Below are 25437 nucleotides of genomic sequence, written 5' to 3'. Positions count from 1 at the left end.
CTCTTGTAACAAAAGCCCGCTGAAAATCCCTAGTGCAACTGCGACTCGGCTTCGGCCAGTTGTGTCCACAGCGCCGGCGCTCCGGCGGACTTGGCAATCACTTCCAGGCGAGCCAGGTGCTCGGCCAGTTCGCTCTCGCTGGCACGGATGATCCGGCTCGGCTTGCGGTCCGCCGGCAGGCGACGGATCTCGGTGGCCTGGTTGCCCGAACCTTCGCCGGAACCATTGCCGTCGGTGGCGTTGCCGGCCAGGGACAGGCTGGTCTGGCCACCGGTCATGGTCAGGTAGACGTCGGCGAGGATCTCCGAGTCGAGCAAGGCGCCGTGCAGTTCGCGGCCGGAGTTGTCGACGCCATAACGCTTGCACAGCGCATCGAGGTTGTTGCGCTGTCCCGGGTGCCGCTCCCGGGCCATCATCAGGGTATCGAGGATGCTGCAGTGCTGGCTGATATCGGCCCGGTCGTGCTGCCCCAGCAAGGCGAATTCGTTGTTGATGAAGCCAACGTCGAACGCCGCGTTATGGATGATCAGCTGCGCGCCCTTGATGAACTCGAAGAACTCGTCGGCCACTTCGCCGAAACGTGGCTTGCCCACCAGGAACTGGTCGGTGATGCCGTGGACGCCGATCGCGCCCTCGTCGCTTTCGCGGTCCGGTTGCAGGTAGACATGGAAGTGCCGGCCTGTCAGGCGGCGGCCCATCAGTTCGACGCAACCGATCTCGATGATCCGGTGGCCGTCGGTGACCGGCATACCGGTGGTTTCGGTATCGAGTACCACACTACGCATGTTTGATTCCTCGCACTTCATCCACGCCGCGGTTGGCCAACTGGTCGGCGCGCTCGTTGCCATGATGGCCGATATGCCCGCGTACCCATTTCCATTTCACGGTGTGACGGTTGACCTGCTCGTCGAGCAGTTGCCACAGGTCGGCATTCTTCACCGGCTCCTTGGCCGCGGTCTTCCAGCCGCGCTTCTTCCAGTTGACCATCCACTCGGTGATGCCTTTCATCACGTACTGGGAGTCGGTCACCAGCAGCACCTCGCACGGCCGCTTGAGTTCTTCCAGGCCGCGGATCGCGCCCAGCAGTTCCATGCGGTTGTTGGTGGTGTTGAGCTCGCCGCCCCAGAGTTCTTTCTCGACACCCTTGCAGACCAGCAGTGCGCCCCAGCCGCCGGGGCCGGGATTGCCCTTGCAGGCACCATCAGTGAAGAGTTCAACGCTATCGCTCATTACAACCTTTCCATCGAAAATTGCCCTGTGGCCCGTCGGCAGCTGGCCGACGACGCCCGGACCGGAGAACCCGGTCCCTGGAAAAAACACCTAGGGTTCGCTGTGGCGGCGGTTGACCTTGGCCATGGGCAACGGCACCAGCTTGCCGACCGGTTCGCGTCGCACCTGGCGCACGGGCCGCAGGCCGACCACGATCTTGCGCGCCACCAACAGATAGAAGCCACCGCCCGACAACTGCCAGCCGCCGGCAACCCGTTCCCAGCCCGCCAGTCGTGCCTGCCAGGCCGGTGAAGCCAGCGGCGGACGATAGCATCCGAAGCGGCGTTTCTCCAGCGCAAAGCCCAGCAGGTTCAGCCAGTCGGCGACCCGTGACGGCGAAATGCATCGGGCCTGGCGCAACGCATCGTGGGCAAACACGTGCCGCAACCCCCAGGCACTCCAGGGATTGATCCCGATGATCAGCAGGTGCCCGCCGGGACGCACGCTGGCCGCTGCTTCGCGCAGCAGGCCGTGGGGCGACAGGCAGAAATCCAGGCCGTGTTGAAGCACCACGACATCGGCCGCGTGTTCGCTCAACGGCCAGGCCCGTTCGTCGCAGACGATCTCCACCCCCGGCAGCGGCGCGCCGAGACGCACGTTGCGCCGCACCTGCTGTGCCTGTGGCGGGGTTTCGGCGGAGGGGCCGTAGTGCACCAGGTAACCGCCGAAATAACGCCCGAGTTCATCCTCGAGCATGCGCCGCTCTTCATCGAGCAGCAGTTGCCCCAACGGGCCGGACAACCAGTCACGGGCCGCGCTGATCAGTGCCAGCCAGTCAGGATCAGCCTGAGCGAACGCTTTATCGGTCATTGCTTGCTCCAACTCGCCATGAGTCCTTCCCAGGCTCTAAGATGCGCCATTGTTCTCCGCTTGGCGACTTCCAACATGATACAGATCGATGCACTGCCCGCCTTCACCGACAACTATATCTGGCTGCTGCAGGACAACGCCCGGCATCGCTGCGCGGTGGTCGATCCGGGCGACGCCGCGCCGGTGCTGGCCTGGCTGGAACAGCACCCGGGCTGGCAGCTGGAAGATATCCTCGTCACCCATCACCATCACGATCACGTCGGCGGTGTCGAACGCCTGAAGCAGGCGACCGGTGCCCGCGTACTCGGTCCCGCCGCCGAGAACATCCCGGCCCGTGACCTCGCGTTGCACGACAACGACCGGGTCAAGGTACTCGGCCTGGACTTCCAGGTGTTCGCCGTCCCCGGTCATACCCTCGGACATATCGCCTTCTATCATGAGACTGTCGGCACGCCGCTGTTGTTCTGCGGCGATACCCTGTTCGCCGCCGGCTGCGGTCGCCTGTTCGAGGGTACACCCGGACAGATGCATGCCTCCCTGAGCCGACTGGCGGCCCTGCCGGCCAGTACCGCCGTCTACTGCACCCACGAATACACCCTGAGCAACCTGCGCTTTGCCCAGGCCGTCGAGCCGCACAACCCGGACATCGCCGCGCGGGTGGCACAAGTCAGCCAGTGGCGCGCCGATGGTCGGATCAGCCTGCCCTCGAACATTGCCCTGGAACGGCTGACCAATCCGTTCCTGCGGGTCGGGGAAACATCTGTTAAAGAAAAAGCAGACGAACGGAATGGCCTCGATAATCAGTCGCCGAGCGAGGTGTTTGCTGCCCTGCGAGGCTGGAAAGATAAGTTCTAATCCGTGGGGCGGTTGGCACAAAAATTCTGAATGGTTGACCGCACCCTGAGCGCTTTCTAGAATCCCCCGACATTTTTGCCCGGAACTACCTTCCAGCCAATGTCGTCACCTAACCGAAAACCCATCAACAAAGACGCATTGACGCGATTGGCTCAAGCTATCGCCGTGGCTGTGTCCGCCACCCTGGCGGGCTGCCAAAGCTTTCATCATCCGGCGGATAACAGCACCGAACCGGCCCCGAACCTCAGCACCCGGATCAAGCAGAAACCGATCTGGCTCGGCGAAAAAGCCAACCCGACTCCGCCCCAGGATGTCTGGGAGCGCATGCGCCAGGGCTTCAAGCTGCAGGATGGCCTGGGGGTGAACCCGCGTATCGAGCAGCAGCGCCTGTGGTTCGCCAGCAACCCGTCGTTCCTGGAGAATGCCAGCGAGCGCGGCACCCTCTACATCCACTACATCGTCGAGCGCCTCGAAGAACGCAACATGCCGCTGGAACTGGCGCTGCTGCCGGTTATCGAAAGCGCCTACAACCCGATGGCCTATTCACGCGCCGATGCGGTCGGCCTGTGGCAGTTCATCCCGTCCACCGGGCGTTATTTCAACCTGCGCCAGGACCGCTTCTACGACGGTCGCCGCGACATCACCGCCTCGACCATCGCGGCGATGAACTACCTGACCCGCCTGCACGACATGTTCAACGGCGACTGGCTGCTGGCCCTGGCGGCCTACAATGCCGGGGAAGGCACGGTCAGCCGGGCCATCGAGCGCAACGAAAAACTCGGCCTGCCCACCGACTACTGGAACCTGCCGCTGCCCCAGGAAACCCGTGACTACGTGCCCAAGCTGCTGGCCCTGTCCCAGGTGGTCATGGCCCCCGAAGCCTATGGCGTGAACCTCAACCCGATCGCCAACGAACCGTATTTCGCCACCGTCGAAGTCAATCAGCCGATGGACCTTTCCCGCGTCGCGGCCCTGGCCGAGATCGACGAAGACGAGATGATCCAGCTGAATCCGGCCTACAAGCAGAAGGCGACCCTCGACGGTCCGCAACACCTGCTGGTGCCGAGTTCCAAGGCCCAATTGCTGACCGCCAGCCTGTCGAACCTCAAGCCCGAGGAACTGATCAGCCTGCGGCCGAAGAAACCGGTATTCGAAAACGTCGCCAGCAATGCTCCGGTCCGCCTGAACCGCCGCTACAAGGTCAAGAACGGCGACAACCTGACGTCGATCGCCAAGGCCAACAAGGTGGACGTCAAGGACCTGCAGCACTGGAACAAGCTGTCCGGTCAGAAGCTGAAGGTCGGCCAGACCCTGGTGATGCAGGATAATGTCCGGGCTCCGGCAAGCAAGACAGCCACGACGACCTACAAAGTGCAGAAAGGCGATTCGCTGTACATTGTTGCCAAGCGTTTCAATCTCGAGGTGCAACACCTCAAGCGCCTCAACCCGCGCACCGGCCAGGCCCTGAAACCAGGTCAGATCCTGACGGTGTCCAAACCGCGCTGATAACCCGCCGTCTCGAAAACACCACGTTACCTGATGCAGGAGTCGGGCGTGCCCCCTTGCGGCACGCCTTTTTCCTGTCGATACAAGCTGTTAAGGTACGATCCATATAGCCCAAGCCGCCTGGATCGGATCTCTGACTTGATGCGTCCCCTCCTCCTGATCTTCATCAGCCTGGCCTTGAGCTCTCCCGCAAGCGCGACGATCAGCGAAAGCCACGGTTATGCGCAGTTCGGCACGCTCAAGTACCCCGCCAGGTTCACCCATTTCGATTGGGTCAATCCCGATGCGCCCAAGGGTGGCACCTTGCGGGTCATGGCCTTCGGTACCTTCGACACGCTCAACCCCTACACCTTCAAGGGCACCAGTCCGGTCTCGACCGCGAACTTCCTGCAGTATGGCGTCAACGAGCTGAACGAAACCCTGATGGTCGGAACCGGCCAGTATGCCCCCTCGGGCGACGAGCCGACCTCCAGCTACGGCTTGATCGCACAATCGGTGGAGTACAGCGAAGATCGCAGCTGGGTGGTGTTCAACCTGCGTCCCGAAGCGCGCTTTCACGACGGCACGCCGATCACCGCCTATGACGTCGCCTTTTCCTACCGCCTGCTGCTCAAGGAGGGTCACCCCCAGTACCGCACCAGCCTGCAGGAGGTTTCCCGGGTGGATGTGCTCGGGCCGCAGCGGATCCGCTTTGTCTTCAAGCGTTCGGGCAACCCGCTGCTGATCCTGCGCCTGGGCGAACTGCCGGTGCTGCCACAGCACTACTGGCAGGGTCGCGACTTCAAGGCGACGACCTTCGAGCCACCGCTGGGCAGCGGCCCCTACCGTATCACCCGGGTCCAGCCCGGACGGCAGCTGGTGTTCGAGCGGGTGAAGAACTGGTGGGGCGAGAACCTGCCGGTCAATCGCGGCAAGTACAACTTCGACCGCGTCGAAGTCGAGTTCTATCGTGACAGCGACGTCGCCTTCGAAGCCTTCAAGGCCGGCGAGTTCGATATCTACATCGAGCACCAGGCGAAGAACTGGAACACGGGCTACAACTTTCCCGCGGTCGCCCGCGGCGAGGTGATCAAGGCCCGGATTGCCCACCAGATCCCGACCCAGACCCAGGGCCTGTTCATGAACAGCCGCCGCAGCACCTTTGCCGCCGACAAGGTGCGCGAAGCCATGGGCCTGATGTTCGACTTCGAGTGGACCAACCGCACCCTGTTCAGCGGCGCCTACCAGCGCGCCATGAGCTACTACCCCAACAGCGAGTTTTCCGCCACCGGCCTGCCGGTCGGGCAGGAATGGCTGTTGCTCTCGCCGTACCGCGATCAACTGCCCGCCGGTCTGTTCAGCCAGCCATTCAGCCTGCCCCGGACCGACGGTCGCGGCATCCCCCGCGAGACCATGCGCCAGGCCCTGGCCCTGCTGAAGGAGGCCGGCTGGAAGCTCGACGGCCAGCGCCTGCTGAACAGCGCCGGGCAGCCGCTGCGCTTCGAGATCCTGCTGGTCAACCCGAACCTGGAGCGGATTCTCCAGCCCTATGTCGAAAACCTCGCCAGCATCGGTGTAGACGCCCACCTGAGAACAGTGGATCGTGCCCAGTACAAACAGCGTCTCGATCAGTTCGACTTCGACATGATCCTGATGACCCTCGACCAGACCCTCAGCCCGGGCCTTGAACAATGGCAGTACTTCCACTCCAGCCAGGCCGCCATCAAGGGCAGCAAGAATTACGCAGGCGTCGCCAACCCGGTGGTCGACCGCCTGCTCGAAGCCCTGCTGGCGGCCCGCTCGCGGGACGAACAGCTGGCCGCGGGGCGCGCCCTTGACCGGGTACTGCTGTGGCAGCACTACATGATTCCCAACTGGTACCTCAACTATCATCGCCTGGCCTACCGCAATCGGTTCGCCTTCGTCACCACGCCGCCGTACACCCTGGGCCTGAGCGCCTGGTGGATGAAAGCTTCGGAGAAAGCCCAATGATGCCTTTGCGTGCCCTGCTGCTGTCCGCCAGCGGCCTGTTGCTGACCGGGATGGTCGGCTTCGCCAGCGCCGCCCCGCAACACGCCCTGACGCTCTATGACGAGCCGCCGAAATACCCCGCCAACTTCAAGCATGTCGATTTCGTCAATCCGGATGCGCCCAAGGGCGGCACCTTCCGCCAGTCGGCCTCCGGTGGATTCGACAGCCTCAACCCCTTTATCAGCAAGGGCGTGCCGGCCGACGATATCGGCCTGATCTACGACACCCTGGCCCGCCAGGGCATGGACGAGCCCTTCACCGAATACGGGCTGGTCGCCGAAAAGATCGAAAAAGCCCCGGACAACAGCTGGGTGCGCTTCTACCTGCGCCCCGAGGCCCGCTTCCATGACGGCCATCCCATGCGCGCCGACGACGTGGTGTTCAGTTTCCAGACCCTGATCAAGGATGGCGCCCCGCTCTACCGCGCCTACTACGCGGATGTCGACGAAGCGATCGCGGAAGACCCGCTGCGGGTGCTGTTCAAGTTCAAGCACACCAACAACCGCGAACTGCCGCTGATCCTTGGCCAGTTGCCGGTACTGCCCAAGCACTGGTGGGCCACCCGCGACTTCACCAAGGGCAATCTGGAATTCCCCCTCGGCAGCGGTCCGTACAAGGTCGCCGAGGTCAAGGCCGGGCGCTCGGTACGGTACGAACGGGTGAAGGACTACTGGGCCAAGGACCTGCCGATCAATCGAGGGTTCTACAACTTCGACGTGATGACCACCGATTACTACCGCGACAACAGCGTCGCCCTCGAAGCCCTGAAGGCCGGGCAGTTCGACTACTGGCTGGAGATGAGTGCGAAGAACTGGGCCAATGCCTATAACACCCCTGCCGTGGCCCAGGGACGGCTGATCAAGGAGCAGATCCCCAACGGCAACCCGACCGGCATGCAGGGTTTTGTCTACAACCTGCGCAAACCGATGTTCCAGGATATCCGCGTACGTCATGCCCTGAGCCTGCTGTTCGACTTCGAGTGGAGCAACAAGCAGCTGTTCAATGGCGCCTATACCCGCACCCGCAGTTATTTCGAGAACTCGGAAATGGCGGCCACCGGTCTGCCGGACAAGGCCCAACTGGCGATTCTCGAGCCCCTGCGCGGCAAGATCCCCGAGCAGGTGTTCGACGAGGCTTTCCAACCGCCGCTGTGTGACGGCAGCGGGATGATCCGCAACCAGCAACGTCGCGCCTACCAACTGCTGCTGGAGGCCGGCTGGCATATCGTCGACGACAAGATGGTCGACACCAGCGGCAAGCCGGTGAGCATCGAGTTCCTGCTGGCCCAGACCGAGTTCGAGCGGGTCCTGTTGCCGTTCAAGCGCAACCTCGCCGACCTGGGCATCGACCTGGTGATTCGCCGGGTCGACGTGTCCCAGTACATCAACCGCCTGCGTTCGCGGGATTTCGACATGGTGGTCGGCAGCTTCCCGCAATCCAGCTCGCCGGGTAACGAACAGCGCGAGTTCTGGATGTCCGCCAGCGCCGACAAGCCCGGCAGCCGCAACACCATGGGCCTCAAGGACCCGGCGGTGGATACCCTGGTGGAACAACTGATCAACGCCGACTCCCGGCAGAGCCTGGTGGACCACGCCAGGGCACTGGACCGCGTGCTGCAATGGGGTTACTACGTGATCCCGAACTGGCACATCAAGACCTGGCGCGTGGCCTACTGGGATCATATCGGCCACCCGAAAGTCTCGCCGACCTACGATGTCGGTACGTCCACCTGGTGGATCAAGCCGGACGCCAAGCCGGCGGTATCGCTGGAAAAAACCAACAGCACAAGCGCGGAGCAATAAGATGCTGGCCTATATTTTTCGGCGACTGTTGCTGATCATCCCGACTCTGTTCGGCATCCTGCTGATCAACTTCGTGATCATCCAGGCGGCCCCCGGTGGTCCGGTGGAACAGATGATCGCCAAGCTCGAAGGCTTCGAGGGCGCCACCAGCCGGATCGCCGGCGGCGGCTCGGAGGTCTCGGTGGCCGGTTCCAGCTATCGCGGTGCCCAGGGCCTGGATCCGGCGCTGGTGAAGGAAATCGAGCACATGTACGGCTTCGACAAGTCGGCGCCGGAACGCTTGTGGATCATGGTCAAGAACTACGCGACCCTGGACTTCGGCGACAGTTTCTTTCGCGACGCCAAAGTCATCGACCTGATCCGGGAAAAGATGCCGGTGTCGATCTCCCTGGGGTTGTGGAGCACCCTGATCATGTACCTGGTCTCGATCCCGCTGGGGATCGCCAAGGCCACCCGCCACGGCAGTCATTTCGATGTCTGGACCAGTTCGGCGATCATCGTCGGTTATGCCATCCCGGCGTTCCTGTTCGCCATCCTGCTGATCGTGGTGTTTGCCGGCGGCAGTTACCTGGACTGGTTTCCCCTGCGCGGGCTGACCTCGAACAACTTCGATCAACTGAGCATGGGCGGCAAGATCCTCGACTACTTCTGGCACCTGGCACTGCCTGTCACCGCGCTGGTGATCGGCAACTTCGCGACCATGACCCTGCTGACCAAGAACAGCTTCCTCGACGAGATCAACAAGCAGTACGTGGTCACCGCCAAGGCCAAGGGCCTGACGCAACGCCGGGTGCTCTACGGCCACGTGTTCCGCAACGCGATGCTGCTGGTGATCGCCGGTTTCCCCTCGGCCTTCATCGGCATCTTCTTCACCGGCTCGTTGCTGGTGGAGGTGATCTTTTCCCTCGACGGCCTCGGCCTGATGAGCTTCGAGGCGGCGATCAACCGCGATTACCCGGTGGTCTTCGGCACCCTGTTCATCTTCACCCTGCTGGGCCTGGTAGTGAAACTGATCGGCGACCTGACCTACACCCTGGTCGACCCACGCATCGACTTCGAACACCGGGAGCATTGAGATGAAGTTATCCCCCCTCAATCGCCGACGCTTCGAGCGTTTCAAGGCCAACAAGCGCGGCTGGTGGTCCTTGTGGCTCTTCCTGATCCTGTTCGGCGTGAGCCTCGGTGCCGAGTTGATCGCCAACGACAAGCCACTGGTGGTGCACTACGACGGCGCCTGGTATTTCCCGGCCCTCAAGCGCTACCCGGAAACCACCTTCGGTGGCGAATTCCCGCTGGAGGCCAACTACAAGAGCCCGTATATCCGCGAACTGATGAAGGCCAAGGATGCCTGGGTGGTCTGGGCACCGATCCCGTTCAGCTACCAGAGCATCAACTACGACCTGAAGGTGCCGGCACCCGCCCCGCCCTCGGCGGACAACCTGCTGGGGACCGACGACCAGGGCCGCGACGTGCTGGCCCGGGTGATCTACGGCTTCCGCATCTCGGTCCTGTTCGCCCTGACACTGACGATCCTCAGTTCGATCATCGGGGTGATCGCCGGCGCCCTGCAGGGTTTCTATGGCGGTTGGGTCGACCTCGCCGGCCAGCGCTTCCTGGAGATCTGGTCCGGCCTGCCGGTGCTCTACCTGCTGATCATCCTCGCCAGCTTCGTCCAGCCGAACTTCTGGTGGCTGCTGGGGATCATGCTGCTGTTTTCATGGATGAGCCTGGTGGACGTGGTCCGCGCTGAGTTCCTTCGGGGCCGCAACCTGGAATATGTGCGCGCGGCCCGGGCCCTGGGCATGCAGAACATCGCGATCATGTTCCGGCATATCCTGCCCAACGCCATGGTCTCGACCATGACCTTCATGCCGTTCATCCTCACCGGCGCCATTGGCACCCTGACCGCCCTGGACTTCCTCGGCTTCGGCCTGCCGCCGGGAGCCCCGTCGCTTGGCGAACTGGTGGCCCAGGGCAAGTCCAACCTGCAGGCGCCATGGCTGGGCATCAGTGCCTTTGCCGTCCTGGCGATCATGCTGAGCCTGCTGGTATTTATCGGCGAGTCCGCTCGCGATGCCTTCGACCCGAGGAAATAACATGAATCAGGACAATCTGATCGAAGTGCGCGACCTCGCGGTGGAATTTGTCGTCGGCGAACACCGCCAGCGCGTGGTCGAAGGCGTCAGCTTCGATATCCGCCGCGGCGAGACCCTGGCCCTGGTCGGCGAGAGCGGTTCGGGCAAATCGGTCACCGCCCACTCGATCCTGCGCCTGCTGCCCTATCCGCTGGCGCACCATCCGAGCGGGACCATCCAGTATTCGGGACAGAATCTGCTGGCCCTCAAGGAGAAAACCCTGCGGCATATTCGCGGCAACCGCATCGCGATGATCTTCCAGGAACCGATGACTTCGTTGAACCCGCTGCACTCCATCGAGAAGCAGATCAATGAAGTGCTCGGCATCCACAAGGGATTGACCGGCAAGGTGGCCACACGACGCACCCTGGAGCTGTTGGAGCTGGTAGGCATACCCGAGCCGCACAAACGCCTCAAGGCGCTGCCACACGAGCTCTCCGGCGGTCAGCGCCAGCGCGTGATGATCGCCATGGCGCTGGCCAATGAACCGGAACTGCTGATCGCCGACGAACCGACCACGGCGCTGGACGTCACCGTGCAACTGAAGATCCTCGATTTGCTCAAGGAACTGCAGGCGCGACTGGGCATGGCACTGCTGCTGATCAGCCACGACCTCAACCTGGTGCGGCGGATCGCCCATCGGGTCTGTGTGATGCAGAACGGGCGTATCGTCGAACAGGCGGGCTGCGAGGAACTGTTCTGCAAGCCGCAACATCCCTACACCTGCGAATTGCTGAGCGCCGAGCCACGCGGCGAACCGGCGGCGAACGAGGCCGGCGCGCCCTTGCTGGAAGTCGAGGACCTGAAGGTCTGGTTCCCGATCAAGAAAGGCCTGCTGCGCAGCACCGTGGACCATGTCAAGGCGGTGGACGGCATCAACTTCAGCCTGCCCCAGGGCCAGACCCTCGGCATCGTCGGGGAAAGCGGCTCAGGCAAGTCGACCCTGGGCCTGGCGATTCTGCGGCTGATCGGCAGCAAAGGCGATATCCGCTTCGAAGGCCAGTCGTTGAGCTGCCTGTCCCAGCAGCAGGTGCGACCTCTGCGGCGGGAAATGCAGGTGGTGTTCCAGGACCCGTTCGGCAGCCTCAGCCCGCGCATGTGTGTCAGCGAGATCGTTGGCGAAGGCCTGCGTATCCATAAGATTGGCACACCGGCCGAGCAGGAACAGGCGATCATTGCCGCGCTGAAGGAAGTCGGCCTCGACCCGCAGACCCGGCACCGATATCCCCACGAGTTCTCCGGCGGACAACGGCAACGGATCGCCATCGCCCGGGCCCTGGTGCTCAAGCCGGCGCTGATCCTCCTGGATGAACCGACCTCGGCCCTCGACCGCACCGTACAGCGCCAGGTGGTCGAACTGCTGCGCTCGCTGCAGGTCAAGTACAACCTGACCTACCTGTTTATCAGCCACGACCTGGCGGTGGTCAAGGCGCTGAGCCATCAGTTGATGGTGGTCAAGCATGGCCAGGTGGTCGAACAAGGGGCGGCGCAGGAGATCTTTGCCGCGCCGCAGCATCCCTATACGAAAAAGCTGCTGGAGGCGGCGTTCCTCGTCCCCGAGCCGGTCACCCCCTGATCGCTCCGTACCCTGGAGCACGAAAACAGGAAGGCCGCTCGATTGAGCGGCCTTCCTGTTTGTGGCTGAACGGTATCAATGGCTTCAGAAGCGCTTGATGTCCGCCTGGCCTTCGAGTTGCTTGCGATACGCGGCGAAGTCCTGCTGACCGATACGCGAAGCGAGGAAGCGACGGTACGAGGCTTTCTCCTGATCGGTCGGCGCAGCACCTTCGTTCACGCCGTTCAGGCGCACGATCACCAGGCTGCCATCAGCCAGGGTCACGGTGTTGAAGGTCGGCTTGTCCTTGGCTTCAGGCTTCGGCATGCGGAACAGCGCCTGCAGCACGGCCGGATCGACACCTTCCTGACCATGGGTCGCCGCTTCCTGGACCTTCCAGGACAGCCCGGCCGGCAGGGCCTTGCCATCACGCAGGCTGGCAATCAGCTCGTCAGCCTTGACCTTGGCAGCCGCGGTGGCGTGCTCCTTGGTCAGTTGCTTGCGGATGCTCGCATCAACGCCTTCCAGCGGCAGTTGCTCAGGCTTGCGGTGCTCCTTGGCACGCAGGACGACGACCGTATCCGGATCCAGGTCGATGGCGGTGCTGTTGGCACCCTCGTCGAGAACTTCCGGGCTGAACGCGGCAGTCACCACGGCACGATTGGCCGCCAGGCCTTCGCCGCCTTCACGACCGAACGGAGCGGAGGTCTGTACCTTCAGGTTCAGGTCCTGGGCCGGCTGGGCCAGATCGGAGGCTTCGAACGAAGAGTCTTCCAGTTGCTTGGTCGCCTCGACGAAACGCTGCTCGACCTGCTGGGCCTTCAGCTCGCGGGTCAACTTGTCCTTCAGGCTGGCGAAGGTCGGCACTTCAGGCGCCTCGACACCCAGCAGCTTGATCAGGTGATAACCGAACTCGCTGCGCACCGGAGTCGAAACCTGGTCCTTGTTCAACGCATACAGCGCTTTCTCGAAGGCCGGGTCGTAGACACCGGGACCGGCGAAACCGAGGTCACCGCCATTGCTGGCCGAACCCGGGTCCTGGGAGAACTCCTTCGCCAGGGCGGCGAAATTCTCACCCTTGGCCAGACGCTGCTGGATCTCTTCGATCTTGGCCTTGGCCTGGGCGTCGGTGACCTTGTCGTTCACTTCGATCAGGATATGCGCCGCCCGACGTTGCTCGGACAGGTTGGCCGTCTCTTTCTGATACAAGGCTTGCAGGTCTTCGTCCTTGACGCTGACCTGATCGAAGAAGGAAGACTTCTTCAGTTCCAGGTAATCCACCACCACCTGATCCGGGGTCATGAATTCCTTGGCGTGCTTGTCGTAGTAAGCCTTGACCTCGTCATCGGTCAGTTTCACGGCGGACGGGTCGGACTTGATGCTCAGGGAAGAGAAGTCACGGGTCTGCTTCTCCAGGCGGGCAAAGGCCAGGACCTGGGCATCGGTCACGAAACCACTGCCGGCCAGACCGGCGCGCACCTGGCCGATCAGCATTTCCTGGGCCAGCATCTGGCGGAACTGCATACGGCTGTAGCCCAACTGGCGAATCACCTGATCGAAACGATCGGCACTGAACTTGCCGTCCACCTGGAATTCAGGCGTCAGCAGAATGACCTGGTCCAGCGCGGCTTCGGAGAAAGCGAATTTCGATTTCTCGGCGCCTTGCAGCAACAGCTTGCGATCGATCAGCCCCTTGAGGGCGGATTCGCGCAGCATCTTTTCATCCAGCAGCGACGCGTCGAAATCCTTGCCCAGCTGTTGCATCAGCTGGCGGCGTTGCATGTCGACCGCCTGGCTCAGCTCATTCTGGGTGATTTCCTCACCATTGACCTTGGCCGCGTCCTGACTGGTGGAGGTAGCCCGGAAAATGGCATCGAAACCGGTCAGCGCCATCAATGCGACGATGACCCCGATAATGGTCTTGGCAATCCAGCCTTGTGAATTGTCCCTGATATTTTGCAGCATGCGTCCCCCAGAAACGGTTGAACTTCAAAATAGGCAACCGTGGAGCGTGGGTAGAATCCGGATAGAAGAAAGGCGCATCCGAGGATGCGCCTTCTCGTAACTGGCGGAGCGGACGAAGATCGAACCTGCGACCCTCGGCATGACAGGACGGCGCTACCCTGAAAGGTCTGCCCGACCGCTTTACCGCTCCGCTGCCAAGTCAGGAGTGAACCCGACCCGGATAGGCAAAGGCTTGAAAGAAACTTAGTTGACCGCTTCTTTCAGTGCTTTACCGGCTTTGAAACCTGGTTTTTTAGCTGCAGCGATTTCCAGCGTCTTACCGGTCTGTGGGTTACGACCAATGCGAGCAGGACGATCGGTAACAGAGAAAGTACCGAAACCAACCAGTACAACGGAGTCGCCAGCCTTCAGAGCGCCAGTGACGGATTCGATTACTGCGTCCAGCGCACGGCCAGCAGCGGCTTTCGGGATATCAGCAGATGCAGCGATAGCATCAATCAGTTCCGACTTGTTCACTCTAAGTCCCCTTATATCTATTGAGTATGTTTCTAAGTTTTTTGGTGAAAGCTAAAACAGGTGCTGAATGGCCTAGACACTTAAGAGCCGCTTTATAACAAGGGCTCTAAAAAGCTGTCAAGGAAGCCCACCCAGGCAAGATCTCTACTAATGGGTACTGATTCTTTCCTTGGAATCCGAATCGCGTTTCTCATCCTTCGCGACGATCTCCGGAACCACATCTGGCAAGGGCTCCGGCGCGTATTGCAGCGCAATTTGCAGGACCTCGTCAATCCATTTAACTGGTTTAATCTGAAGATCCTGCTTGATATTGTCAGGAATTTCCTTCAGATCGCGCACATTCTCTTCCGGAATGATCACAATCTTGATCCCGCCACGGTGAGCCGCGAGCAGTTTTTCCTTCAAGCCACCAATCGCAAGCACCTGACCCCGCAGGGTGATTTCGCCGGTCATGGCAACATCCGCACGCACAGGGATCCCCGTCAAGGCTGACACCAGGGCCGTACACATTCCTACGCCCGCGCTAGGACCGTCTTTCGGCGTGGCCCCTTCCGGCATATGGATATGGGTGTCGCGCTTCTCATGGAAGTCCAGCGGGATGCCCAGGCTCTTGGCCCGGCTGCGCACCACGGTGAGGGCCGCGGTGATCGACTCGACCATGACATCGCCCAGGGAACCGGTCTTGATCAACTGGCCCTTGCCCGGCACCACGGCCGCCTCGATGGTCAGCAGTTCGCCGCCCACCTGGGTCCAGGCCAGGCCGGTCACCTGACCGATCTGATCCTGCTGTTCGGCCAGGCCGTAGCGGAATTTGCGCACGCCCAGGAAGTGCTCCAGCAGGTCGGAAGTCACCGTCACCGCGAAGCGTTTTTCCAGCGCATGCTCCTTCACCGCCTTGCGGCAGACCTTGGCAATCTGCCGCTCCAGCCCACGTACACCGGCTTCGCGGGTGTAGTAACGGATGATGTCGCGGATCGCCTCGACCTCGAATTCCAGCTCGCCCTTCTTCAGGCCGTTGGCCTGAATCTGCTTGGGCGACAGGTACTTGGTGGCGATATTGATCTTCTCGTCCTCGGTGTAGCCCGGCAGGCGGATCACTTCCATCCGGTCCAGCAGCGCCGGCGGAATATTCATCGAGTTGGAGGTGCAGAGGAACATCACGTCGGACAGGTCGTAGTCGACTTCCAGGTAATGATCGTTGAAATTGTGGTTCTGCTCGGGGTCCAGGACCTCCAGCAGGGCCGAGGCCGGATCGCCACGCATGTCGCTGCCCATCTTGTCGATTTCATCGAGCAGGAACAACGGGTTGCGCACACCCACCTTTGTCATCTTTTGTATCAATCTTCCTGGCATCGAACCGATATAAGTCCGGCGATGACCACGGATTTCCGCCTCGTCACGCACGCCACCGAGGGCCATGCGTACGAATTTACGGTTGGTTGCGTGGGCAATCGACTCCGCCAGGGAGGTTTTACCGACCCCGGGAGGACCGACCAGGCACAACACCGGGCCACGAATCTTCTTCACGCGCTTCTGCACGGCGAGGTATTCGAGAATCCGTTCCTTGACCTCATCCAGACCATAATGGTCGGCATCGAGGATGTCCTCGGCCCGTTTGAGGTCCAGGCGCACCTTGCTCTGGGTCTTCCAGGGCACCTGCACCAGCCAGTCGAGGTAGGAACGCACAACGGTGGCTTCGGCCGACATCGGCGACATCTGCTTGAGCTTGTTCAGCTCGGCCTGGGCCTTGGTCAGGGCGTCTTTCGGCAGGCCGGCGGCATCGATACGCTTTTTCAGCTCTTCGATTTCGTTGTGGCCTTCGTCGCCATCGCCCAGCTCTTTCTGAATGGCCTTCATCTGCTCATTCAGGTAGTACTCGCGCTGGCTGCGCTCCATTTGCTTCTTGACGCGGCCACGGATGCGTTTTTCCACCTGCAGCAGGTCGATTTCAGCGTCCAGCAGTGCCAGGACGTGTTCGACACGGGCCGGCAGCTCGACGATTTCAAGAATTTCCTGTTTCTGCTCGATCTTCAGCGCCATGTGGGCGGCCATGGTATCGACCAGGCGGCTTGGCTCATCGATGCTGTTCAACGAGGACAGGACCTCGGCCGGCACCTTCTTGCCCAGTTGCACGTACTGCTCGAACTGCGACAACAGGCTGCGCACGAAAACTTCGGACTCGCGGTCCGGGGCTTCGGTCTCTTCGATCAGCGCCACTTCCGCACGGCAATGGCCATCGACTTCGCTGAAACGCTCGACGGTGCCGCGCTGCTCGCCTTCCACCAGGACCTTGACGGTACCGTCCGGCAGCTTGAGCAATTGCAGGACAGTGGCCACGGTACCGACTCGATACAGTGCATCTTCGCCCGGGTCATCATCGGCAGGATTACGTTGGGCCAGCAGCAGGATCTGCTTGTCGCCCGTCATCGCGGCCTCGAGGGCTTCGATAGACTTCTCGCGCCCCACGAACAGCGGGATAACCATGTGCGGATACACCACGACATCACGCAATGGCAGGAGAGGCAATTCGATGGTTGTCTTCATGATTTCGCCTCTACGGCGGCCATAAGGCCGTAAACAGATGGAAGTAAGCTTGAAACCAAGATGGGGGCTGCCTCGGAAAAAAACAAGCACCCTGTCAGGAAAAGCAAAAGGGCCTGGAAAAGCAAAGGGGGCCCGAAGGCCCCCTTTTTCCGGGTCACACGCTCGGACGCTTACGCGTCAGGTGCGGCCTTGGCCGTCGGCTCGCTGTTTTCATAGATATACAGCGGCTTGGACTTGCCTTCTATGACGCTTTCGTCGATCACCACTTTACTCACCTCGGACTGCGAGGGGATTTCGTACATGGTGTCGAGCAAGACGCCTTCGAGGATCGAACGCAGGCCGCGAGCACCGGTCTTGCGCTCCAGGGCACGCTTGGCCACGGATTTCAGCGCATCGGTACGGAACTCGAGGTCAACGCCTTCCATTTCGAACAACTTGGCGTACTGCTTGGTCAACGCGTTCTTCGGCTCGGTGAGGATCTGCATCAATGCAGCTTCATCCAGCTCGTCCAGCGTCGCCAGGACCGGCAGGCGACCGACGAATTCCGGAATCAGACCGAACTTGACCAGATCGTCAGGTTCGACCTCACGCAGGGATTCACCGACCTTCTTGCCTTCTTCCTTGCTGCGAACTTCGGCGTTGAAGCCGATGCCGCCCTTGGTCGAACGGTTCTGGATGACCTTTTCCAGGCCGGAGAACGCACCACCACAGATAAACAGGATGTTACGGGTGTCGACCTGCAGGAACTCCTGCTGAGGGTGCTTGCGACCGCCTTGTGGCGGAACGGAAGCGACCGTGCCCTCGATCAACTTCAGCAAGGCCTGCTGCACGCCTTCGCCGGAAACATCCCGGGTAATCGAAGGGTTGTCGGACTTGCGGGAAATCTTGTCGATTTCGTCGATGTAGACAATGCCCATCTGGGCCTTTTCCACGTCGTAATCGCACTTCTGCAGCAGTTTCTGAATGATGTTTTCCACGTCCTCGCCCACGTAACCCGCCTCGGTGAGGGTGGTTGCATCGGCGATGGTGAACGGCACATTCAGCAGACGCGCCAGGGTTTCAGCCAGCAGGGTCTTACCCGAGCCGGTCGGACCGATCAGCAGGATGTTGCTCTTGCCGAGCTCGACGTCGTCATTTTTCTTGTCACGCTGGTTCAGACGCTTGTAGTGGTTGTAGACCGCTACCGCGAGAACCTTTTTCGCACGCTCCTGACCAATCACATACTGATCAAGGATGCCGCTGATTTCTTTAGGCGAAGGCAATTTATGCGCGCTGCTTTCGGCCTGTGCTTCCTGCACCTCCTCACGGATGATGTCGTTGCACAAGTCGACGCACTCGTCGCAGATAAAGACCGAGGGGCCGGCAATCAATTTGCGTACTTCATGCTGGCTTTTGCCACAGAAGGAGCAATAGAGCAGCTTGCCGTTGTCCTCGCCGTTGCGGGTGTCAGTCATTCGTTCGATCCAAATCCGATAGGCTTGCAACACAAGATGAAGGCTATTGCGGGCTTTTTCAAGCCCGCCGGTGATCGGACCTGCCGACCACCCCTATTTTGAGCTGCTTATTTTAAGCGGGGCGCTGGGTGATCACTTCATCGATCAGGCCATATGCCTTCGCAGCTTCTGCACTCATGAAGTTGTCGCGGTTGGTATCGCGCTCGATTTCTTCAAGAGTACGTCCGCTGTGCTTGGCCATCAGCGTGTTGAGGCGTTCGCGAATGAAGAGGATTTCCTTGGCGTGGATTTCGATATCCGACGCCTGGCCCTGGAAACCGCCCAGTGGCTGGTGAATCATCACGCGCGAGTTCGGCAGGCAGAAACGCTTGCCTTCGGCACCGGCGGTCAACAGGAACGCGCCCATGCTGCATGCCTGACCGATACAGGTGGTCGACACGTTTGGCTTGATGAACTGCATGGTGTCGTAGATCGACATGCCAGCCGTCACCGAACCGCCCGGGGAGTTGATGTACAGATGGATGTCCTTGTCCGGATTTTCCGCTTCAAGGAACAGCAATTGCGCACAGATCAGGTTGGCCATGTAGTCCTCTACCGGGCCCACCAGGAAAATCACCCGCTCCTTGAGAAGACGCGAGTAGATGTCATAGGCGCGCTCGCCACGAGCGGACTGCTCGACAACCATCGGGACCAGGCCGCCTGCGGCCTGGATATCAGAGTTCTGCTGAATATAGGAATTACGGAACATGCTCTGCAGTCACTCCCAAATAGTCATGTCTCGAATACGCATAAGCCAGCACGAGGCTGGCTTATGGTGTGTATTTTCCAACGAGTCAGAAAATCAGTCGGCTTGTGGAGCTTCCACCGGCTTGACTGCTTCTTCGTAGGAGACCGATTTATCGGTCACATTCGCCTTCTGCAGAACAGTATCCACAACTTGTTCTTCCAGCACAACCGAACGAACTTCGTTCAGTTGCTGGTCGTTCTTGTAGTACCAGGACACAACCTGCTCGGGTTCCTGGTAGGCCGAAGCCATTTCCTGGATCAGTTCGCGAACGCGGGTTTCGTCTGGCTTGAGGTCGAATTGCTTGACCACTTCAGCCACGATCAGGCCCAGCACAACGCGGCGCTTGGCTTGTTCTTCGAACAGCTCGGCCGGCAGTTGGTCAGGCTTGATGTTGCCGCCGAACTGCTGAACAGCCTGCACGCGCAGACGGTTGACTTCGTTGTCCAGCAGCGCCTTGGGCACTTCGATCGGGTTGGCGGCCAGCAGACCGTCCATTACCTGGTTCTTGACCTTGGACTTGATCGCCTGACGCAGCTCGCGCTCCATGTTCTTGCGAACTTCGGCGCGGAAGCCTTCCAGACCGCTTTCCTTGATACCGAACTGGGCGAAGAACGCCTCGTTCAGCTCAGGCAGGGTCGGTGCGGAAACGCTGTTCACGGTCACGGTGAACTCGGCGGTTTTGCCCGCCAGGTCCAGGTTCTGGTAGTCAGCCGGGAAAGTCAGGTTCAGAACGCGTTCTTCACCCGCCTTGGCACCGACCAGACCATCTTCGAAGCCCGGGATCATGCGGTTGGAACCCAGCACCAGCTGGGTGCCCTTGGCGGAACCGCCAGCGAACGCTTCGCCGTCGACCTTGCCAACGAAATCGATGTTCAGCTGGTCTTCGTTCTGGGCGGCACGCTCGGCCACTTCGAAACGGGTGTTCTGCTTGCGCAGGATTTCCAGCATGTTGTCCAGGTCGGCATCAGCCACTTCAGCGCTCAGGCGCTCGACGGCGATGGACTCGAAACCGGCAACGGTAAATTCAGGGAACACTTCGAAAGTCGCGACGTATTCCAGATCCTTGCCTTTTTCCAGCACTTTCGGCTCTACCGAAGGCTGGCCGGCAGGGTTCAGCTTCTGCTCGACCACGGCTTCATAGAAGGAAGCCTGGATCACGTCGCCTACCGCTTCTTGACGTGCATCAGCTTCATAACGCTGACGGATCACGCTCATTGGCACCTTGCCAGGACGGAAGCCTGCAATCTTGGCCTTTTGGGCAGTCTGCTGCAGACGCTTGTTGACCTGGGTCTCGATGCGCTCAGCTGGCACGGTGATGCTCATGCGGCGCTCAAGAGCCGATGTATTTTCAACAGAAACTTGCATGGATATTCCTCGTTGCACAGACGTTAGCCGGCCGTTTCCGACCTCAGAAGCAAGGGCATGCATTCTAGTGGGTCATACTCAAGAAGTCACCCTACTGAAAACGGGTAAAAAACAGCAGGCAATTATTCGCCGGAACAGGCTGTTGGCAGCCTGTCCGACAACACGCATTCACTCGCGTCGCAGAGCCTCGGCCGGCCCCTCTATATATAGAAGGATCGTTCGACCGACGCCCCGACGATCGGTCCGCCAAACAGACCGAAGGTTGAACCGGTATCACCCAGCAACAATAGAGTGACGGCAAAGACCGCCACCCTACCCGCCCCGAACCGGCGGCACTCCTGGATCTGCCGGAGCCGGAAACAAAAACGGCGCAGCCCTTTTCAGGTGCTGCGCCGTTTTTTATTTCAAGCTAATTGGTGCGGACGAAGAGACTCGAACTCTTACGCCTCGCGGCGCTGGAACCTAAATCCAGTGTGTCTACCAATTCCACCACGTCCGCGGGTCAAACTTTTAAAGCAAAGACGCCAGATGATTAATCTGGCGTCTTTATTCGAATATGGGGTGGACGATGGGGATCGAACCCACGACAACAGGAGTCACAATCCTGTGCTCTACCAACTGAGCTACGCCCACCATATTGCGTTACTTGTGCCAAAGCTGCCTAATGGCGCACCCGGCAGGACTCGAACCTGCGACCATCCGCTTAGAAGGCGGATGCTCTATCCAGCTGAGCTACGGGCGCCTTATTAATCTGTATTCTATTACGACTACAAACTAAGAGCTTCAATCTTGCTGAGCTAGACATCAACTCTGCTCGACCTTCTCAACCAGTGCTAGGCTGTGCCCGACAAGTGCGACGAATGTTATAGGTGAGCCTGAGGGTCGTCAACTCTTTTTTGAAAAAAATTCAGAAATATAAAGGAGTTAGGGGAATAACCAGACCAAGCGCCTTTGCCCTTGGGCCATGGCATGCGAGAATGCGCACTCTTTTTCAACCCCTTTCGATGGTTAATCACGCGTCATGACTGCACAACTAATCGACGGCAAAGCGATCGCCGCCCGCCTGCGCCAGCAGATCGCCCAACGTGTCGCCGAGCGTCGCCAGCAGGGCCTGCGTACGCCAGGCCTCGCAGTGATTCTGGTCGGCAGCGATCCTGCCTCCCAGGTTTATGTCTCGCACAAGCGCAAGGACTGTGAGGAAGTCGGCTTCATTTCCCAGGCCTATGACCTGCCCAGCGAAACCACCCAACAGGCACTGACCGAGCTGATCGATCGCCTGAATGACGATCCGAGCATCGACGGCGTGCTGCTGCAACTGCCCTTGCCGGCCCACCTGGATGCTTCAAAGCTGCTGGAGCGCATCCGCCCGGACAAGGACGTGGATGGTTTCCATCCCTATAACGTCGGTCGCCTGGCCCAACGCATCCCGCTGCTGCGCCCCTGCACGCCGAAAGGCATCATGGCCCTGCTGGAAAGCACCGGGGCCGACCTCTACGGGATGGATGCGGTGATTGTCGGCGCGTCGAACATCGTCGGCCGGCCAATGGCCATGGAGCTGCTGCTGGCCGGCTGTACCGTGACCGTGACCCACCGCTTCACCAAGGACCTCGCCGGCCACGTCGGCCGTGCCGACCTGGTAGTGGTCGCCGCCGGCAAGCCGGGACTGGTCAAGGGCGAGTGGATCAAGGAAGGCGCCATCGTCATCGACGTGGGCATCAACCGCCAGGAAGACGGCAAGCTGGTCGGCGACGTGGTGTATGACACCGCCCTGCCCCGCGCCGGCTGGATCACGCCGGTACCGGGCGGCGTCGGCCCGATGACCCGCGCCTGCCTGCTGGAAAACACCCTGTATGCGGCCGAGTCTCTGCATGCCTGACGGCCAACCGTCATCAACGACAAAGGCACCCTCGGGTGCCTTTGTCGTTTTACAGCCCCCGGATTACTTGCGGGCAGCCGCCCAGCTTTTCAGCAGCTCGTTGTAGTTGATGGTCTCGCCCTTGGGCTTCTCGTTGGCCAGCTTGCGCTGCGGTGCGGCGCCACCGGCGGCCTCACCCTTCTTGTACCACTCCTCGGCCGTGGTTTCCGGGTTCATCTTCGGCGCACAACCGCTCTTCTCCTGCGCCTTGGAACGCTCAAGCCGGGTCAGGATCGCGTCCTGATCCTTGGCCAGGCCATCCAGCGCCTGCTGCGCGGTCTTCTCGCCGGTCACGGCTTCGGCCACATGGCTCCACCACAACTGCGCCAGCTTCGGATAATCCGGCACGTTGGTACCGGTCGGCGTCCACTGCACCCGCGCCGGGCTGCGGTAGAACTCCACCAGGCCGCCCAGCTTCGGCGCCAGCTCGGTCATGGCCTGGGAATTGATGTCCGACTCGCGAATCGGCGTCAGGCCAACGATGGTTTTCTTCAGGGACACGGTTTTCGAGGTCACGAACTGCGCGTAGAGCCAGGCCGCCAGCCGCTGTTTCTCAGGCGTCGAATAAAGGAAGGTCCAGGAACCGACGTCCTGATAACCCAGCTTCATGCCTTCCTTCCAATAGGGTCCCTTGGGTGACGGTGCCATGCGCCACTTGGGCGTGCCGTCGGCATTCATCACCGGCAATCCCGGCTTGGTCATGTCGGCGGTGAACGCGGTATACCAGAAGATCTGCTGGGCGATATTGCCTTGCGACGGCACCGGGCCGGATTCGGAGAAGGTCATGCCCGCCGCCTCGGGTGGTGCATAGGCCTTGAGCCAGTCGATGTATTTCTGGGTGGCGAAGACCGCTGCCGGGCCGTTGGTATCGCCGCCGCGGGTGATGCTCGAGCCCACCGGATGGCAGTTCTCCACCCGGATCCCCCACTCGTCCACCGGCAAGCCGTTGGGCAGGCCCTTGTCGCCGCCGCCGGCCATGGAGAACCAGGCATCGGTGAAGCGCCAGCCGAGGGACGGATCCTTCTTGCCGTAGTCCATGTGGCCATAAACGCGCTTGCCGTCGATCTCCTTGACGTCCTCGCTGAAGAACTTGGCAATGTCCTCATAGGCCGACCAGTTGACCGGCACCCCCAGCTCATAACCGTACTTGGCCTTGAACTTGGCCTTCAGGTCCGCGCGCTCGAACCAGTCGGCCCGGAACCAGTAGAGGTTGGCGAACTGCTGGTCGGGTAGCTGGTAGACCTTGCCGTCCGGAGCGGTGGTAAAGGACAGGCCGATGAAGTCCTTGATGTCCAGGGTCGGCGAAGTGACCTTCTTGCCAGCATCGCTGGCCATCAGCTCGTCCAGGGACTGCGCCTTGCCATAGCGGAAGTGCGTACCGATCAGGTCGGAGTCGTTGACCCAGCCATCATAGATATTCTTGTCCGACTGCATCTGGGTCTGGATCTTCTCGATCACATCGCCTTCCTGCAGCAGGTCGTGGGTCACCTTGATCCCGGTGATTTCGGTAAAGGCCTTGGCCAGGGTCTTGGACTCATATTCGTGAGTGGTCAGGGTTTCCGAGACCACCTTGATATCCATCCCGCGAAAGGGCTCGGCAGCCTTGATAAACCACTCCAGCTCCGCGAGCTGCTGCTCGGGGGTCAGGGTCGAGGGCTTGAACTCCGCGCCAATCCATTTTTTTGCCGCGTCTTCGTAGGCATCCGCCCAGGCTGTCGCGCTCAAGCCACTGAGCGCCAGCATCGAAGCCAACGTCACGCTATGTCGAAGCTTATTGTTTTTATAGAACATAGACACCTCCAGATGATTCCCACGTAGCTCGCTTCCCAAGAGATCCGGGATCAGTCGCCGTGCTTGCCGGCTAACCCCAGCGCATCACCACCAACAGCCATACCAGGGCCAGCAACGACCCGATCCACAGGCTCCAGTCGGTGACACCGATTACCAGCAGATGCAGGTAGGCGCTGCCCAGGAGCCCGATAAACAAACGATCGCCACGACTGGTGGTGATCGGCAGAAAACCCCGTCGTTCGATACAGGGTGAACGCAGCTCCCAGACCGTCATGCCGATCAGCAGCAGCGCGATAGCCCCGAAGAAGGCGGCGGTCAGTGGAGTCCAGGCCATCCAATCCATCATGCGACTCCTCAGACCCGGCCGAGGGCAAAGCCCTTGACCACATGGTTACGAACAAACCAGATCACCAGCACGCCAGGCAGGATAGTCAACACCCCCGCCGCCGCCAGTACCCCCCAATCGATCCCCGAGGCCGACACCGTGCGGGTCATCACCGCAGCGATGGGTTTGGCGTTGACCGACGTCAGGGTGCGCGCCAGCAACAACTCGACCCAGGAAAACATGAAGCAGAAAAATGCCGTCACACCGATCCCCGAACCAATCAGCGGAACGAAGATCTTCACGAAGAACTTGGGAAAGCTGTAGCCGTCGATATAGGCGGTTTCGTCGATTTCCTTCGGCACGCTGGACATGAAGCCCTCCAGGATCCAGACCGCCAGCGGCACGTTGAACAGGCAATGGGCCAGGGCCACGGCAATCGGCGTGTCGAACAGGCCGATGGACGAGTACAGCTGGAAGAACGGCAGCAGGAACACCGCCGGCGGCGCCATGCGGTTGGTCAGCAGCCAGAAGAACAGGTGCTTGTCGCCGAGAAACCGGTAGCGTGAGAACGCGTAGGCCGCCGGCAGCGCCACCGTGAGGGAAATCACCGTGTTGAGGCTGACGTAGTACAACGAGTTGATGTAGCCGCTGTACCAGCTGGGATCGGTGAAGATCACCCGATAGTTCGCCAGGGTGAAATCCTGCGGAAACAGGGTCAGCCCGCCGAGGATCTCGGTATTGCTCTTGAACGACATGTTCAGCAGCCAGTAGATCGGCACCAGCAGGAACAGGATGTAGATCAGCAGGGGAATCAGCTTGCGTGCATTCATGAC

General features: G+C 60.7%; 20 protein-coding genes and 3 tRNA genes. 8 read left to right on the top strand and 15 right to left on the bottom strand.

Translation table 11 applies throughout. The annotated features are described in order from the left end of the window. Positions 1-29: 29 nt before the first annotated feature. The 3 genes from dnaQ to HX881_RS22110 form a co-directional block, all read right to left on the bottom strand. A complete protein-coding gene (gene dnaQ / locus HX881_RS22120; RefSeq protein WP_017129538.1) occupies positions 30-785 on the bottom strand; it encodes a DNA polymerase III subunit epsilon in 756 nt (251 codons plus the stop codon). Next, positions 778-1230 carry a ribonuclease HI gene (gene rnhA, locus HX881_RS22115; protein ID WP_017129539.1) on the bottom strand — a complete coding sequence of 151 codons (453 nt, stop codon included), beginning with the start codon at positions 1228-1230 and terminating at the stop codon, positions 778-780. The genes dnaQ and rnhA overlap by 8 nt, the downstream gene beginning before the upstream one ends. A 90-nt stretch (positions 1231-1320) precedes the next feature. Further along, positions 1321-2079 (bottom strand): class I SAM-dependent methyltransferase, encoded by a 759-nt coding sequence (locus HX881_RS22110; protein WP_017129540.1) that lies wholly within the window; start codon positions 2077-2079, stop codon positions 1321-1323. A 75-nt stretch (positions 2080-2154) separates the two neighbouring features. Here HX881_RS22110 and gloB point away from each other — a divergent pair, with 75 nt between their 5' ends. The 7 genes from gloB to HX881_RS22075 all read left to right on the top strand — a co-directional run bounded on the left by gloB (position 2155) and on the right by HX881_RS22075 (position 11963). After that, on the top strand, positions 2155-2934 hold the full coding sequence (gene gloB / locus HX881_RS22105; RefSeq protein WP_017129541.1) for a hydroxyacylglutathione hydrolase: 780 nt from the start codon (positions 2155-2157) through the stop codon (positions 2932-2934). Between the two features lie 99 nt (positions 2935-3033). Further along, complete coding sequence (locus HX881_RS22100; RefSeq protein ID WP_042937130.1) at positions 3034-4440, top strand: transglycosylase SLT domain-containing protein; 1407 nt, start codon at positions 3034-3036, stop codon at positions 4438-4440. Positions 4441-4581: 141 nt separating this feature from the next. Then, positions 4582-6411 carry an extracellular solute-binding protein gene (locus tag HX881_RS22095; RefSeq protein WP_017129543.1) on the top strand — a complete coding sequence of 610 codons (1830 nt, stop codon included), beginning with the start codon at positions 4582-4584 and terminating at the stop codon, positions 6409-6411. After that, positions 6408-8252, top strand: coding sequence for an extracellular solute-binding protein (locus HX881_RS22090; protein WP_017129544.1), 1845 nt, complete (start codon positions 6408-6410; stop codon positions 8250-8252). The genes HX881_RS22095 and HX881_RS22090 overlap by 4 nt, the downstream gene beginning before the upstream one ends. Position 8253: 1 nt before the next feature. Then, a complete protein-coding gene (locus tag HX881_RS22085; RefSeq protein WP_017129545.1) occupies positions 8254-9327 on the top strand; it encodes a microcin C ABC transporter permease YejB in 1074 nt (357 codons plus the stop codon). 1 nt (position 9328) lies between these two features. After that, on the top strand, positions 9329-10348 hold the full coding sequence (locus HX881_RS22080) for an ABC transporter permease (protein ID WP_017129546.1): 1020 nt from the start codon (positions 9329-9331) through the stop codon (positions 10346-10348). Between the two features lies 1 nt (position 10349). Further along, positions 10350-11963 carry an ABC transporter ATP-binding protein gene (locus HX881_RS22075; protein WP_017129547.1) on the top strand — a complete coding sequence of 538 codons (1614 nt, stop codon included), beginning with the start codon at positions 10350-10352 and terminating at the stop codon, positions 11961-11963. A gap of 84 nt (positions 11964-12047) precedes the next feature. Here HX881_RS22075 and HX881_RS22070 read toward each other — a convergent pair whose 3' ends face one another. The 9 genes from HX881_RS22070 to HX881_RS22030 form a co-directional block, all read right to left on the bottom strand. Next, on the bottom strand, positions 12048-13907 hold the full coding sequence (locus HX881_RS22070) for a SurA N-terminal domain-containing protein (protein WP_177086586.1): 1860 nt from the start codon (positions 13905-13907) through the stop codon (positions 12048-12050). A 243-nt stretch (positions 13908-14150) separates the two neighbouring features. Next, entirely contained in the window at positions 14151-14423 is a 273-nt protein-coding gene (locus HX881_RS22065; RefSeq protein ID WP_002552737.1) for an HU family DNA-binding protein, read from the bottom strand. Positions 14424-14570: 147 nt separating this feature from the next. Beyond that, positions 14571-16967 (bottom strand): endopeptidase La, encoded by a 2397-nt coding sequence (gene lon / locus HX881_RS22060; RefSeq protein ID WP_017129549.1) that lies wholly within the window; start codon positions 16965-16967, stop codon positions 14571-14573. A 170-nt stretch (positions 16968-17137) separates the two neighbouring features. Continuing rightward, positions 17138-18421 (bottom strand): ATP-dependent Clp protease ATP-binding subunit ClpX, encoded by a 1284-nt coding sequence (clpX, locus tag HX881_RS22055; protein WP_008048848.1) that lies wholly within the window; start codon positions 18419-18421, stop codon positions 17138-17140. Between the two features lie 112 nt (positions 18422-18533). Then, a complete protein-coding gene (gene clpP, locus HX881_RS22050) occupies positions 18534-19169 on the bottom strand; it encodes an ATP-dependent Clp endopeptidase proteolytic subunit ClpP (RefSeq protein ID WP_017129550.1) in 636 nt (211 codons plus the stop codon). A gap of 93 nt (positions 19170-19262) precedes the next feature. Then, positions 19263-20573: a trigger factor gene (tig, locus tag HX881_RS22045; RefSeq protein ID WP_103032735.1), complete on the bottom strand. Its 1311-nt coding sequence runs from the start codon at positions 20571-20573 to the stop codon at positions 19263-19265. 414 nt (positions 20574-20987) lie between these two features. Beyond that, a tRNA-Leu gene (locus tag HX881_RS22040) sits at positions 20988-21072 on the bottom strand. A gap of 58 nt (positions 21073-21130) precedes the next feature. Further along, positions 21131-21206, bottom strand: a tRNA-His gene (locus tag HX881_RS22035). Between the two features lie 32 nt (positions 21207-21238). Next, positions 21239-21315 (bottom strand) — tRNA-Arg (locus HX881_RS22030). Between the two features lie 279 nt (positions 21316-21594). Here HX881_RS22030 and folD point away from each other — a divergent pair. Then, a complete protein-coding gene (folD, locus tag HX881_RS22025) occupies positions 21595-22449 on the top strand; it encodes a bifunctional methylenetetrahydrofolate dehydrogenase/methenyltetrahydrofolate cyclohydrolase FolD (RefSeq protein ID WP_017129552.1) in 855 nt (284 codons plus the stop codon). Between the two features lie 63 nt (positions 22450-22512). On the opposite strand, the gene HX881_RS22020 is transcribed toward folD, so the two are convergent. The 3 genes from HX881_RS22020 to HX881_RS22010 all read right to left on the bottom strand — a co-directional run bounded on the left by HX881_RS22020 (position 22513) and on the right by HX881_RS22010 (position 25434). After that, positions 22513-24279, bottom strand: a complete 1767-nt coding sequence (locus HX881_RS22020) for an ABC transporter substrate-binding protein (protein WP_177086585.1) — start codon at positions 24277-24279, stop codon at positions 22513-22515. Between the two features lie 70 nt (positions 24280-24349). Beyond that, the gene (locus tag HX881_RS22015) at positions 24350-24622 is read right to left on the bottom strand and encodes a DUF2160 domain-containing protein (RefSeq protein WP_017129554.1); all 273 of its coding nucleotides are present in this window, start codon (positions 24620-24622) and stop codon (positions 24350-24352) included. Between the two features lie 11 nt (positions 24623-24633). Further along, on the bottom strand, positions 24634-25434 hold the full coding sequence (locus HX881_RS22010; RefSeq protein ID WP_017129555.1) for a carbohydrate ABC transporter permease: 801 nt from the start codon (positions 25432-25434) through the stop codon (positions 24634-24636). Positions 25435-25437: the final 3 nt, after the last annotated feature.

The organism is Pseudomonas gingeri, from assembly GCF_013386115.1.
GTDB lineage: Bacteria > Pseudomonadota > Gammaproteobacteria > Pseudomonadales > Pseudomonadaceae > Aquipseudomonas > Aquipseudomonas gingeri.
The sequence above is the reverse complement of the archived record's forward strand: the minus strand, read 5'-3'. Positions and strand labels throughout refer to the sequence as shown.